The following is a 13,120-nucleotide window of genomic DNA, read 5'->3' on the forward strand; positions in this document are numbered from 1 at the left end:
TATGTTCCGACGACCGTGGCGCCTGCGCAGCGCTGAACTGCGCCTCTTACTGATCGCACTGATCTTCTTTGCCACCGGCTACACTCTGGTCGTCCTGGCAGTGGATACGACTGATCCAACTGCGACGATTTCTTTGCCCCGCGTCGCCGATATTCTCTGGCCCTCGGTGCTGCCCTTCCTGCTCTTTCTGGTGATGTCGCTCGGTTTGAGCTGGCGGTTGCCCAATGCCGATCAGATGGTGCTCCCGCTGGTGGCGTTGCTCACCGGTTTGGGGTTGATGCTCATTGCACGCCTTGAACCCGATCTGCTCTCGATCATGTGTCGGCAGCGCGATGGAACGCTCACTCCGTGCTTTGCCGGCATTGATGACCGCCAGGCGCTGTGGGTTCTGCTGGGCATCGCCGTCTGCTCGACGATCCTGTTCGTCCCGTGGGACGATCTCCTCCGACGGTATCAGCGCACGTCGTTGATCGACTGGCTCGACCACTACCGGTATGCCTGGTTGACGATCGGTGTGGCGCTCATTCTGGCGACGTTTCTCTTCGGCGTCGATCCCAACAACAGCGGCGTGCGCGCCTGGTTCAACTTCGGCTTCTTCCTGTTCCAGCCGTCCGAACTTCTGAAGATCATCCTGGTCATTTTTCTGGCATCGTACCTGAATGAGCGCCGTGAAGTCGTTGCTGCCGGATACCGCATGGGTCCGCTGCCGTTGCCGCCCCTCCCGTATCTTGCGCCGCTGATCGCCATGTGGGGACTGGCGATGGGACTGATCATCGCCCAACGCGATCTTGGGGCGGCGTTGCTGTTGTTCAGCGTATTCCTGGCGATGCTGTATGTCGCAACGGGGCGCGGATGGTATGTGATTGCCGGGTTGTGCGCTTTCGGCGCCGGTTCGTATGTGCTGTACAACATTGTGGCAGTGGTAAGAACCAGAGTGTCGATCTGGCTCGACCCGTGGTCAACCGCCCAGGGGAGCGGGTATCAGATCGTCCAGGCGATCTATGCGCTGGCGTCCGGCGGCGTTTTTGGCACGGGGATCGGTCAGGGGCTGCCGACCGTGATTCCGGCGGTGCATACCGATTTTATTTTTACGGCGCTGAGTGAAGAAATGGGACTCGCCGGCAGCCTGGGGGTGCTGATCGCCTACCTGCTCCTCATCTTTCGCGGCTACCAGATTGCAGCGCGCATTCCTGGTCGTTTCCGCGGCTTTGAACAACTCCTCGCCGTTGGATTGACGACCATTATTGCGATGCAGACCTTCATCATCATTGGCGGCAATCTGCGGGCAATTCCGCTCACCGGTATTACGCTGCCGTTCATCTCGTATGGCGGTTCATCGGTAGTTATAAACTTCCTGATCGTCGGATTGCTGCTGCGCATCTCTGCCAATGCTCCTACCCTCGCGGCAGAACAACGGTGAAGGCGCTTCCGGCATTGACGGCGCTGCGCACACTTATCTGACCGCCGTGCGCCTCGATGACGTGCCTGGCGATGGCCAGTCCCAATCCGACGCCAGCGTATGGACGCGCCAGCGTATCGTCGATCTGATAAAACGGCAAGAAAATCTTTTCGTGCGCTTCCGCCGGGATGCCGATCCCGGTATCCTCTACTCGCACCAGCACCCGCGATGGTTCATCAATCACTGTGACGGAGATGCGCCCCGGCGCAGGAGTAAACTTCACAGCATTGTCGATCAGAGCGCGCAATGCCTGCCCGATGCCGATCGGGTCACCCATATATACAGCGGTTGGCTGAATCGAGGATGTCAGTTCGAGGTGCGCGGCGTGCGCCAGCGGCTGCATCTCGGCAATAATTTCACGCACCACGTCATGGATCACCACCGGCACACGGCGAATCTCATTTGAACGCACCTCTTGCAGGTAGAGTAGATTGTTCAGGATGCGCGAGAGAATACGCGCATTGCGCGCGATAACCCCAATCGCCTGACCCTGCACGTCGGTGAGTAGTCCAAACGCGCGTCGCTCGAACAGTTCCAGGTAGCCCAGAATCGCTGTGAGCGGTGTGCGCAACTCGTGGGAAAGAGTGGCAAGAAAGGTGCTCTTCAGACGGTCGAGTTCCTGAAGTTCCGCGTTGCGCGCGCTCAACTCACGCACCTGCTGCTCGAGTCGTTCGACCAGGCGGGCGTTGTACTCGCGTAGCATGGTCATCTCCATGCCTTTGGGAAGCAGTTCGCGTTTCCCGCCGAGAAATTCGGCAATCTGATCGGGCAGCATGCGCGGATCGATTGGCTTGAGAATGAACCCGTCACATCCGGCGGTCAGTGCGCGTTCGCGGGTTCCAGGACGGGCATCGGCAGTGATGGCAATGATCGGCGTCGTGCGCAGGTGCGGCAGGCTGCGCAGGCGAGTCGTCGTTTCATACCCGTCCATTCCCGCAATATTGATGTCGATCAGGATGAGCGCCGGTTGACTCTCGCGCGCCAATGCAATGCCTGCCGGTCCATCTTCGCATATCCGCAGCGCATATCCGCGCGCTTCCAGAATGCGGCGCACCAGCAACTGATTATCGTGGTTGTCTTCGATGTACAGAATGGTCGTTGGATCGCTCATTGGTCGATGAGTGACGTTTGCACTTCAACATGCCTGACGCCTGACGCATCCGCAGGTTCCTCGTTGCCTTCCAGTCGGCCATTGCGCTTCACAAACGTGCATGGAAGAATGAACGTGAAGACACTCCCCTTGCCTGGTTCGCTCTCTGCCCAGATACGTCCGCCGTGCGCTTCGATCAGACGTCGGCTGATCGCCAGACCCAACCCGCTGCCGTGCTGTCGGTCGCCGGCACGCACCTGATGGAACGCCTCGAAGATGCGTGTGAGATCTTCCGGCGCAATACCAACGCCGGTATCGCGAACACTGACGGCGATGTAGGGATGCAGGCGCTGCCCGTTGCGCACAATCACCGCACCTGCGCTTTTCGTGCCAGGCTGTGTGTCGGGCGCCGCCACACACCGTGCGCTGATGTCGATACTTCCCCGCTTCGTAAACTTGACCGCGTTGGACAACAGGTTCAGCAACACCTGACGAATTCTGGCGGCGTCGGCATACGCATACGGCAGGCGTTCAGGCAACGCCAGGTTGAGCGTAATCGGGCGGTTGTGCAGCAACCCCTGCACCGTTTCGGTCACCTCAACAATCAGGGCGCGCACGTCAACCGGCGCCAGTTCCAGTTCGATCTTGCCCGCCTCGATACGCGCCAGATCGAGGAGATCGTCGATCAGGTGCAGCAGGAAGCGACCATTCCGGTTGATGATCTTCAAATCCTCGCGTTGCAGCGGTGTGACAGGACCATCGATCTCATCGAGCATGACGGTTGAAAACCCGATGATGGCATTGAGCGGCGTGCGCAGTTCGTGTGAAACTGCCGCCAGGAACTGCCCTTTCAGCCGATCCGCCTCCTGGGCGCGCGCCAGGGCGGTGCGCAACTCGGCGGTACGCTGCGCGACCTGGCGCTCGAGATCGGCGTAGAGCATCGTATTCTCAAGCGCCAGACCGGACATACCGGCATAGGTCATCAACTGTGCCGCGTCACGCGCCGTCGGCGTGCGTCCTGGTTCGTCGAAGGCGGCTGCCAGCAGCCCGATCACGCGCTTCTCGTGACCAAACAGCGGCGCCTGCACCGATGCGCCCCATAGCGCCTGATCGGACGGTTCGCCGATGATCACCGCCTGCCCGCTGCGGACCACATCCGCCGCCATGGAGTCGCTATCGAGCGAGATTGGCGCCGCATCCGCCAGAAGCCGGGCAACCTGATCGGCGTCACCCTCGCCGACCCATGCGCTCACCGGGCGCAGCGTGCGCTGTTCGATCAGGTACAGGACAGCGCGATCGAAATCCAGACATTCGCACACCCCGCGCGGAATAGCGTCGAGTTGATCTCGCACCGATGCAATCGTGCGGAAGCGGTTGGACATATCGTTCAGCGCCGCCAGTTGACGCAGGTTCAGCTCCAGTTCACCGATCTTCTCGCGCAAGGCGTCGGTCATGGTGTTGAATGAACGACCGACATTGGCAATTTCTGGAGCGCCCTCTTCCGGTACGCGATAGGTCAGATCACCGGCGGCGACCCGCTGCGCCGCCGCCTGCAACTCACGCAACGGGCGCGTCAGGATCAGCGCCGCTGGCATGCTGAGCACCGCCACCACAACAACGCTCAGCACAATCACTGCGACGATCTGACCGCTCAGCGTCTCCTGCCGCCTGGTGATCGCTTCACTGACCTGCTGAACGAACCCGGTGACTTCGGCAACCGGGATGACGATCCCGACACTCCAGCCTGCACTGGCAATCGGCGCGAATGCCAGATATACTTCTTCATCCTGCAACATCATGCGCACGACGCCCTGATCCGCGCGCGTCATGCGCGCAGCAGCGTCGCGCAACTGCGGATTGGGATCGTTCAACAGATTGTCGGTTGCAATCGGTTGATCCCACCGCCCCTGCCGATTCAGCAGGTTGTTGTGGAGCAGCACATCGCCACGCTGATTGATCAAAAATGCCGAACCGCCCGGCGGAATATCAATCGAAAGAATATCCTGCTGGATCGTTTCCAACAGCACATCAAAGCCAACGACGCCGATGAAAGCGCCTCGTTCGTCGTAGAGCGGCGCGGCGCAGGTGGTTGTCAGTTTCTTGGTATTGGCATCGACATAGGTATCGACCCATACGGTTCTGCCAGCATCACGGGCAGCGATATACCAGCTGCGTTTGCGCGGGTCAAAGGGCTTGATCGCATCGAGAACATCGATGATATCCTGGTCGAAAGCGAGCACCCCGCCATCCTCAAACGCGACATACCCCAGGCTCACCATGCCATCCTGCCCGACCGAAGCGCGCAGGAGCGGGATGTACTGACGGGCAAGCGTCACCGTTGCGGCGTGGGAACGCAACGCAGCTGGCGTGGGACCGTCCGGCGCAATCCAGACGCGCTCTGATGCGACGGTCGGATTGGAGAAGTTTCCCGGTCGGTACGTGACGATTGTTTCGACCTGATGATAGATGCGGTCGAGTTTCGCGTCGTAGAGGTTGGCTTTATCGGTCACCCAGCGTGCGAGATCGCTTTCGGTCTGCTCGCGCAAGGCTTCGGATGCGGTCTGCACCGCGATGCTGCGGGCGCGGTCGAGCGTGGAAAGGCTGAGCGCGCTCACAAAGAGCAGCGGCGCCAGCGCCAGCACGAGCGCCACCAGGGTTATCCTGGTGCGTACTGTCAGATGCCACGACCGACGAGATGCCATGATGACTGGATGCTCACAGGTTGTGGGTGATCTCCCAAAACACGGGGTTCGATGCGTCAATAGTACCACATCTTGCCGCCGACGCTCAAGCAGGAAGATGAACATTGTCTTACAGCATCGAGTTGCATCGCGCGCCGGTTACCGGTATACTGCCCCTGGTTCAAGTCAGATTGAGGGTTCTATGGAGTACGCACTTGATCGCTTCGTTCGTGAAGCGCGCGCTGTTATTGCCAGCACCAATCTGGTCGACGAACACCTGATCGAACTCGTCACGCCCAAGCCCAACATCCCGGCTGATCTGGCGTTTCCGACGTTCCGCGCCGCGAAAGAGGCGGGGATCGCGCCGCCGCAACTGGCGCAGCGTATCGTCGAAAAGGCGCAGGTTCCTGCCGGCTCGCTCATCGGCTCGGTCGAGGCGACCGGTCCGTTTGTCAATTTCAGTCTCGACGCTCCAGGTCTGGCAGCAGCGGTTCTCGACGAGGTCGAGCGACTCGGCGCGCGGTACGGCAGCGACGATCAGGGCGCCGGGAAGACGATCGTCATCGATTATTCGTCGCCGAACGTTGCAAAAACCATGCACGTCGGGCACATTCGTTCGACGATCATCGGGCAATCGCTGTACCACATCTTCGATTTCCTCGGGTATCGCGTCATTGGCGATAACCATCTGGGCGATTGGGGAAAACAGTTCGGCATGAATATCGCCGCGATTGTGCGGTGGGGCAAACCGGAGGGTGATGACGAAGACGCGATTGCTGCGCTCGACAAACTGTATGCGCGCTACAGTGCGCTTGTCAAAGAGGATGAGGCGCTGCGTGCAGAAGCGGCGCGGTGGGCAAAGCGCCTCGAACAGAACGACCCGGAGGCGCTGGCAAAACGTGAATGGATCGCCGAATTGCAGGCGCGCGCAGCGCAACCGAACCACGACGATGAAGCCCGCGCCTGGTCGCTCAAACTCGAACAGGGTGATCCACTGGCGCGCGAGTTGTGGCAATGGATGGTCGATCTGACCATCAAAGCCAACCAGCGCAACTATGATCGTCTGGGGGTGCGGTTCGATTACGTCCTGGGTGAAAGTTTCTACGCGCCGATGCTGGATGCGTTGATCGAGGAAGCTATCGAGAAGCGCGTCGCCTATCGTGATGAGGATGGCGCGGTTGTGGTCGATGACCTGGCGCCGGAGTTGCCAACGTTCCTGCTGCAACGCAGCGACAGCGGCACGCTCTACCACACGCGCGATCTGGCGTGCATCGTTTACCGCGAGCGTGAGTTTCATCCGGCGAAGATCATCTACGTGGTCGATGCCCGTCAGGAACTCCACTTTCGTCAACTGTTCGCGCTGGCGCGCGCGATGGGATACGCCCAGGATATTGAACTGATCCATGTCAGGTTTGGAACGATCTTCGATCAGCAAGGTCGCCCACTCTCGACTCGCGCTGGCAACATGGTCTACCTGGCAGACCTGCTCGACGAAGCGCACGCCCGTGCGCGCGCCGTTGTTGAACAGGCAAGCCCCGACCTGTCGGAGGCGGAAAAAGAGGCGATCGCCGAAGCAGTCGGCGTCGGCGCGGTGATCTACAACGACCTGTATCAGGATCCGCGCCGCGACATCCGGCTCGATTGGGAGCGTATGCTGGCGATTGAGGGAAACAGTGCGCCCTACATCCAGTATATGCATGCGCGTTGCTGCTCGATCCTGCGCAAAGCCGCAGAAGAAGGGATTGCCGCTGAAGGGGGCGATGCCGCGCTCCTGACCCATCCTTCAGAGACAGCGGTCATCAAACAACTGGCAAAACTTCCTGGCGCAGTCCGCGAAGCGGGTGAACGGTATGCGCCGTTCGTCATCGCCGAATGGTGTTATGAGACGGCGCGGGCGCTGTCAGCATTCTACCGCGATTGTTCAGTTCTCAGGGCGGAGACGCCCGCCCTGCGTGCTGCACGTTTGCGCCTGGTTGCAGCGACGGCACAGGGGTTGCGGAATGGTCTGGCGCTCCTTGGCATCAAGGCGCCTGAGCGCATGTAAACGGAGACGTATGATACCCGAATTGAACCGCTTCACTGCGGTGATCTTCGATATGGACGGCGTGTTGTACCGCGGGTCGCGGGCATTGCCGGGGGTGAACGAGCTGCTGGCGCTGTTCGATGCGCGCGGCGTGATCTATGCCTGCTGCACCAACAACGCCACAATGACCCCTGCTCAGTACGAAGCCAAACTCGCAGCAATGGGGATCCGTATGCCAGCTGCGCGCATTGTCACGTCATCGGTGGCGACGCGACGCTGGCTCGAAACGCAGGCGCCGCGCGGCACGGGCGTGTTTGTGATCGGTATGGATGGTCTGCGCAGTGCGCTCTTCGATGATGGCTACTTCGTGGAAGACGATGAACATCCGGCATTCGTCGTGGTCGGCATGGACTTCGAGGTGACCTACCGCCGCCTGCGTAAGGCATGCCTGCTCATCCGCGCTGGCGCGCGTTTCATTGGCACAAATCCCGATACAACGTTCCCGGCGGAGGACGGGATCGTGCCAGGGTGCGGCGCGTTACTGGCGCTCCTGCGCGTCAGCACCGAAACCGAACCGTTCGTCATCGGCAAGCCCGGACCCACCATGTTCCGCGCTGCTATCGAGATTCTGGGGGCGGACGCTACGCGCACGCTGACCATCGGCGACCGACTCGACACCGACATCGCTGGCGCCCGCGCTGCGGGGCTTGCCAGTGCGCTGGTGTTGACCGGCGTCACGACGCCTGCCATGCTGGAACAGAGCGCCATTCAGCCGGATTTTGTCTTCCGTGATCTGATCGAACTGCGCGAAGCCTGGGCAGGCGCATAAACGCAATCCAACGCTGACGGGCGTCATCGGTGCGGTGCGCCAGACATCGTTTGCATCAGGATGCAGCGCCGCACCGGTCAGAATGGTTCGATTCCCGCATCTGCCAGTTCATCGGCGAACCGCTCGACATCACGGTTGTTTTTCAATGTCTCGATCTTGCGCAATAGCGCCTGTCGATCAACCCCCTCGGCGATCACCGCACGCGCCACATACTGGCGCAGGTACGATTGCAGCAACCGCAGATCCTCCGGCGATAGCCGCTCGCCACTGAAATAGCGCTCGACAGCGCCCGACAGTTTGCCAGTCTGCTCGGTCATCCAGAAGTGCGGCGGTTGCGGCGTCGGAAAGGGATAGGGATAATCGGGATTGGGCACGTAGATCAGATCATCGATCTGCTCGGCAGGATCGGGCATACGCTCTGCTCCTGATCATCAAAGACCTCAAATGCGCAAAAAGTGGGCGCGTTGCAGAAAGAACGGCTTTGGAGTATGATACCAGGGAAAGCAAACCGTTAGCAAAACATGAAAGGGGGTGGGCAGTCGTCCAGCACGGCAGATCGAGCGTAAAAAAGAAGAACTGTCGTGGTCATAGCAGGTATTGACGTTCGCTGAAGTCCATCGGCGCACATTGATCGTGTTGGCGCAGGGACGGGCAAACAAAACAGAGTATCAGAATTTCTCGCCTGGAGTGTTCTTTATGTCGCAAAATGGGAATGGTTCGTCAGGGGGAATGCGGTGGTTTCGAGCAGATTTGCACATTCATACTCCTGCTTCAGAAGACTATGCGGAACCAGAAGTCACATTTCTTGACATTCTGCAGGAGGCCGAACGACGAGGTCTCGATATCATCGCATTTACCGATCACAACACAGTTCGTGGATATGAATTGATGCGTCAGGAGATCGAGTTTCTCCAGACGCTCGAACGGCAGCAACGCATCACAGAAGAGGAACAGGTTCGTCTCAACGAGTACCGGCGTTTACTGGCGCATATTACGGTTCTGCCGGGGTTTGAATTCACATCGCACTATGGCGCGCACATTCTGGGAATCTTTGCTCCTGATCGCCCGATCAGTCTGATCGAGGCGACGCTGTTGCAACTCGGCGTGCCGCCGGATCTGCTCAAAAAGGGCGCCTGTTCGATTGCCGATACGCGGCATGTGACCGACGCCTACGAGATCATCAATCGCGCTGGCGGCATTGTGATCGCCCCCCACGCGAACGGACCGAACGGGGTCATTACCGAAACGCTGCGGATGGGTACCAGCGGTCAGGCGCGGGTTGCGGCAACGCAGCATCCGGCGCTCCACGCGCTCGAATTCATCAACTTCTACACCGACCACGAGAAGTTTACGTCACCAACGTTCTACAACGGCAAGACGGAGCACTATGAGCGTCGCATGTTCTGCATCCAGGGTTCGGATGCGCACCGACTGCGGCGGGTGAATGCCGGTGAGGGGAATGGCTGGCATCGCCATGGCATTGGCGACCGGTATGTTGAGTTGCTCCTGCCGGCGCCGACGTTTCAGGCATTGAAGGAACTGTTCGGTTCACAGGATTTCGATCGGGTGCGCGTTCCCAAGCGCGATCAGAAACAGTGGGAGATCGATACGCTCCGCTTCGGCGCTCAGAGTGATCGGCAGGTGTTGCGTGCGGAGACCGATGCCGAGACGCTCTGGCAGGATGTCGCAGCGCTGGCGAATGTCGGCGGTGGAACACTGATCGTCGGCGGCACGGGCGCCGAACTGACCGGCGTCGAGCATCCCGACCAGTTGAGCGAAATGTTGCGGCGCAGCGTGCAGGAAAACCTGACGCCTCAGCCATACCTGATATTTGAACTGATCGCGTATGAAGGGCGCGATCTGCTGCGCGTCGAAGTGCGTGCCACCGAGTCACCGCCGTATGTCGGGCGCAACGGTGTGATCTACACCCGTCAGGAAGGCAAGACGGTGATAGCCGATCGCGCCGAGATTATTCAACTCTGCCGGCGCGCATTAGCGGAAGGCGCTGCCACACCGCTCGACAATGGGCAGGAACTGGACCTGCCGCGCAGCGGCGTGGAGATCGTCGATGCGCAGAAACGGGCAGGCGTCTGGTTATACGAAGTGCGCGACCTGCGCACCACCTCAGGCGTCACGCGCGATCATGCGCAGGGACTGTGGGCATATGCCATCAGCCGGTACGAGGATGTGCGCGAAGGACGGATCGACCTGCAAAGCCAGGTGAAGTGGAAGGGGCGTTTGGGATTGTGGCGCGCCTATCGTCAGGGAAATCGCACCAAGTACGACCTGGTGCATCGTGATGTCAATGGCGTCATCGACCATATCTTTTTTGGCGTCTCGGATTGGGGGTTGAGTCCTGCCTGGCAGGCGTTGATCAGTGATCGCGCCGGTGATGCAATCGAACATGAGCCGCGTTCGTTCGGCGACGATGCACCACCCGGCGATCCGGATCAGTTCGAAGAACCGGGTCATAGTGAGGCGCCCTGGGGCGACCGACGCCCGCGCTGGCGGGGGCGCGGCGGGGTCTGGCGCATCGGACGCGATGCGCAGGGCAATGTCTATTTCGATCTGATGATGCGCAGCAAAGAGGGGGACGAGATCAAGGAATACCCCGGCGTGCCCCGCGAGAAATTGACCGAGGCGTGGATGAATCTGATTCGCGTGCCACGTCCACGCACCGGCATCGAGGTCGTCGAAATCATCGTTGATGAGCACGGTGATCGTCGCTTCGTCTTCCGCAATCTGCGCACCGGCGAACTGAGCAATGCGCCATGGCGCCTCCAGGATATCGAGGAGGGAACGGTGCGACAGTACGCCGCACGCATGGCATTGCAGGATATGCCGCTCGATGAGAGCAAAGTGCGCTGGTGGGGCAATCTGGGGTATATGCGTCCGATGCGCAAGCAGGTCGATCTGGTCTACCGTGATGAGAACGGCATCGACCATATCTACTACGCTGCGCGGCGCGATGAGTTGTCGGGCGAGTGGCGCGAACTCCTCGATGAGTATGGCGATGTGTAGGGATCGGTGATCAACACAACGAATGGCTGACGTTCTGGACACATCGATGAAACACACCAGGCTGATCTTCCTCGTGCTGGTTGCGCTGCTGGCACCGGTTGCACAGCGCAGTGCAGCGGCGGAATCCTCGATCCTGCCTGCCTCGGTCTATCCGTCGTCGGGGCAGGCAGGAACACGCTTCGATTTTCTGGCGGACGGGTTCCAGAGCGGCGAACGGATCGATATCTGGGTCAACACACCCGACGGTCGCGCCCTGCCTGCGCGCCCCGACAGCGAACTGCAGCGGCGCGTCGCGCGCGACGGTCGCGCCGCCTGGAGCTGGACGGCGCCCAAAGATGCACAGTCGGGGAACTGGTCGCTGGTAGCGCGCGGTCAGCGCAGCGGCGTCGTGCGTGTTGGGGTGTTCACCATTCTTCCCCCGCCGGCGCCAGCTGCGCCGGATGCCAATGCCTACCCCGCCGTCGGACGACCTGGCACGCGGTTTGTGTTCTTTGCCGCCGGATTCGCCCCCGATGATCCTATCGGCTTCTTTCTGACTGCGCCGGGTAGCGAGGAAACGCTGGTTGCGGTCGAGCAACCGCGGATCTTCAACGGGCGCGTCGATTGGGCATGGACGGCGCCAGACAATGCGGCGCCCGGCATCTGGCGCTTCCGCGTCGTCGGCGGGAACAGCCGATTCGAGCAGACGCTGGCATTCACGGTCGAACGACCGGCAGCCGCCGTGGGGGTCAATCCAGGACGTGGACGGGCAGGTTCGCTCTTCCAGTTCTTTGCCGATGGCTTGCAGGGGCGAGAAGGGGTCATTTTCTGGGTCAACCGCCCCGATGGGCGCGCCGAAAAGGCGACTGTCGAGCGGGTAGCAGTGAACGATGGTCGGGCGGAATGGTCGTGGATCGCACCCGACGATGCCCCGCCCGGTCAGTGGTCGATGGTGGTGCGCGGCGTGAACAGCGGCATCGAGCGGGTGGTGCTGTTCGAGATACGTTGAGTATGAGCGACGTTGACCTGGCGCGATGGCTCTACGAAGGCGCGCTGGCGCTGAGCGAAGGACGACGCGAAGAAGCGCGTCGCCTGCTCATGCAGGTCATCGAGCATGACGAGCAGAATGAGCAGGCGTGGCTCTGGTTGAGCGGGGCAGTGGATGATCCGGCGGATCAGCAGATCGCGCTGGAGAATGTGCTGGCGATCAACCCGCGCAATGCTGCTGCTCAGGCGGGGCTGGCGTGGTTGCGTGATCAGGGTCGCAGCGCTTCCGCGTCCGAGCCGATACCTGTCGCGCCTGCCACGCCGCACGACCGGTCGGGTCCGTGGGTTCCGCCGCCGCCGTATGACGAGAATGACGTCGTCGAGATCATGTGCTGGCAATGTCAGGCGACGCTTTACAGCGTTGCACCGTTCTGCTGGCAGTGCCATGCGCCGGTGCATTCATGCAACAACTGTGTGTTCCGCGATGACCCGCGGTGCAAACCGTTGCAGGGACTGACCAACCCCCTGGCGTGGGCAGCGGTCAACGAGTGCCCGTGGTGGCGACCTGCGGCGCAGCGTTGATCGCGGCAGTATCTTCCCATCCTACCCAGAAATTGTTGCGTTGCACGTAACTGGCAACTCGCACCCGAATGTCGGGAAGCTGCACCTGATCCGCCTCGTTGACCAGCACGACGTTGGGGCGCGTTTTGAAATGCCGCACATAGGCAGCAACCGCTTCCTCGATCTTCCGCGCGACCGGTTTCTTGTTATTGTCATCGAACCACATCATATACATAGACGCTGCCTCCACGAACTGCGCTGCTGGCGACTGGCATATCCTGCTCACACCGGATTGGAGTACAGCACCAGTATACAAGAACATATGTTCGATGTCAAGGAGTGCAGTAAGTGTTCACATTTCTCCCTGGAGCGGGGGCATCCTCTCTCACGTGTAGAGTTTTTGGGAGAGATGAGCGATGTTTTGCGTTCCCGTGCACCGTTGCCCCTCATCCCCCCTGCCCCCTTCTCCCACACGGGGAGAAGGGGGAGT

The 13,120-nt window shown here is 60.5% G+C and carries 10 protein-coding genes; 6 read left to right on the top strand and 4 right to left on the bottom strand.

From position 1 onward, the window contains the following. Nucleotide 1 precedes the first annotated feature (1 nt). On the top strand, nt 2-1,420 hold the full coding sequence (locus tag ROSERS_RS06740) for an FtsW/RodA/SpoVE family cell cycle protein (RefSeq protein WP_011956062.1): 1,419 nt from the start codon (nt 2-4) through the stop codon (nt 1,418-1,420). On the opposite strand, the gene ROSERS_RS06745 is transcribed toward ROSERS_RS06740, so the two are convergent. Both ROSERS_RS06745 and ROSERS_RS06750 read right to left on the bottom strand, forming a co-directional pair. Continuing rightward, the gene (locus ROSERS_RS06745; RefSeq protein ID WP_011956063.1) at nt 1,395-2,570 is read right to left on the bottom strand and encodes a hybrid sensor histidine kinase/response regulator; all 1,176 of its coding nucleotides are present in this window, start codon (nt 2,568-2,570) and stop codon (nt 1,395-1,397) included. The two genes, ROSERS_RS06740 and ROSERS_RS06745, sit on opposite strands and share 26 nt — an antisense overlap. Continuing rightward, the gene (locus tag ROSERS_RS06750) at nt 2,567-5,251 is read right to left on the bottom strand and encodes a sensor histidine kinase (protein ID WP_011956064.1); all 2,685 of its coding nucleotides are present in this window, start codon (nt 5,249-5,251) and stop codon (nt 2,567-2,569) included. Before ROSERS_RS06750 ends, ROSERS_RS06745 begins: the two co-directional genes overlap by 4 nt. Nucleotides 5,252-5,432: 181 nt before the next feature. On the opposite strand from ROSERS_RS06750, the gene argS reads away from it, so the two are divergent. Further along, on the top strand, nt 5,433-7,274 hold the full coding sequence (gene argS, locus ROSERS_RS06755; RefSeq protein ID WP_011956065.1) for an arginine--tRNA ligase: 1,842 nt from the start codon (nt 5,433-5,435) through the stop codon (nt 7,272-7,274). 10 nt (nt 7,275-7,284) lie between these two features. Further along, complete coding sequence (locus tag ROSERS_RS06760; protein WP_011956066.1) at nt 7,285-8,082, top strand: HAD-IIA family hydrolase; 798 nt, start codon at nt 7,285-7,287, stop codon at nt 8,080-8,082. A 77-nt stretch (nt 8,083-8,159) separates the two neighbouring features. Here the strand turns inward: ROSERS_RS06760 and ROSERS_RS06765 are convergent, their stop codons facing one another. Continuing rightward, on the bottom strand, nt 8,160-8,495 hold the full coding sequence (locus ROSERS_RS06765; RefSeq protein WP_011956067.1) for a hypothetical protein: 336 nt from the start codon (nt 8,493-8,495) through the stop codon (nt 8,160-8,162). Nucleotides 8,496-8,778: 283 nt separating this feature from the next. On the opposite strand from ROSERS_RS06765, the gene ROSERS_RS06770 reads away from it, so the two are divergent. From ROSERS_RS06770 to ROSERS_RS06780, 3 genes are read left to right on the top strand one after another with little or no spacing between them, the layout of a single operon-like run. After that, nucleotides 8,779-11,103 (top strand): RNA-binding domain-containing protein, encoded by a 2,325-nt coding sequence (locus ROSERS_RS06770; protein ID WP_011956068.1) that lies wholly within the window; start codon nt 8,779-8,781, stop codon nt 11,101-11,103. A 46-nt stretch (nt 11,104-11,149) separates the two neighbouring features. After that, nucleotides 11,150-12,091 carry a hypothetical protein gene (locus tag ROSERS_RS06775; RefSeq protein ID WP_157040991.1) on the top strand — a complete coding sequence of 314 codons (942 nt, stop codon included), beginning with the start codon at nt 11,150-11,152 and terminating at the stop codon, nt 12,089-12,091. Between the two features lie 2 nt (nt 12,092-12,093). Then, nucleotides 12,094-12,651, top strand: a complete 558-nt coding sequence (locus tag ROSERS_RS06780; RefSeq protein ID WP_011956070.1) for a tetratricopeptide repeat protein — start codon at nt 12,094-12,096, stop codon at nt 12,649-12,651. Here ROSERS_RS06780 and ROSERS_RS06785 read toward each other — a convergent pair. Continuing rightward, the gene (locus ROSERS_RS06785; RefSeq protein ID WP_011956071.1) at nt 12,611-12,865 is read right to left on the bottom strand and encodes a hypothetical protein; all 255 of its coding nucleotides are present in this window, start codon (nt 12,863-12,865) and stop codon (nt 12,611-12,613) included. The genes ROSERS_RS06780 and ROSERS_RS06785 overlap by 41 nt on opposite strands. Nucleotides 12,866-13,120: the final 255 nt, after the last annotated feature.

The organism is Roseiflexus sp. RS-1 (assembly GCF_000016665.1).
GTDB lineage: Bacteria > Chloroflexota > Chloroflexia > Chloroflexales > Roseiflexaceae > Roseiflexus.

Excerpts from the sequence above, each read along its gene's own strand:
- ROSERS_RS06740 (WP_011956062.1), top strand. The coding sequence starts at position 2 with ATGTTCCGACGACCGTGGCGCCTGCGCAGCGCTGAACTGCGCCTCTTA.
- ROSERS_RS06745 (WP_011956063.1), bottom strand. The coding sequence starts at position 2,570 with ATGAGCGATCCAACGACCATTCTGTACATCGAAGACAACCACGATAAT.
- ROSERS_RS06750 (WP_011956064.1), bottom strand. The coding sequence starts at position 5,251 with ATGGCATCTCGTCGGTCGTGGCATCTGACAGTACGCACCAGGATAACC.
- argS (WP_011956065.1), top strand. The coding sequence starts at position 5,433 with ATGGAGTACGCACTTGATCGCTTCGTTCGTGAAGCGCGCGCTGTTATT.
- ROSERS_RS06760 (WP_011956066.1), top strand. The coding sequence starts at position 7,285 with ATGATACCCGAATTGAACCGCTTCACTGCGGTGATCTTCGATATGGAC.
- ROSERS_RS06765 (WP_011956067.1), bottom strand. The coding sequence starts at position 8,495 with ATGCCCGATCCTGCCGAGCAGATCGATGATCTGATCTACGTGCCCAAT.
- ROSERS_RS06770 (WP_011956068.1), top strand. The coding sequence starts at position 8,779 with ATGTCGCAAAATGGGAATGGTTCGTCAGGGGGAATGCGGTGGTTTCGA.
- ROSERS_RS06775 (WP_157040991.1), top strand. The coding sequence starts at position 11,150 with ATGAAACACACCAGGCTGATCTTCCTCGTGCTGGTTGCGCTGCTGGCA.
- ROSERS_RS06780 (WP_011956070.1), top strand. The coding sequence starts at position 12,094 with ATGAGCGACGTTGACCTGGCGCGATGGCTCTACGAAGGCGCGCTGGCG.
- ROSERS_RS06785 (WP_011956071.1), bottom strand. The coding sequence starts at position 12,865 with ATGTATATGATGTGGTTCGATGACAATAACAAGAAACCGGTCGCGCGG.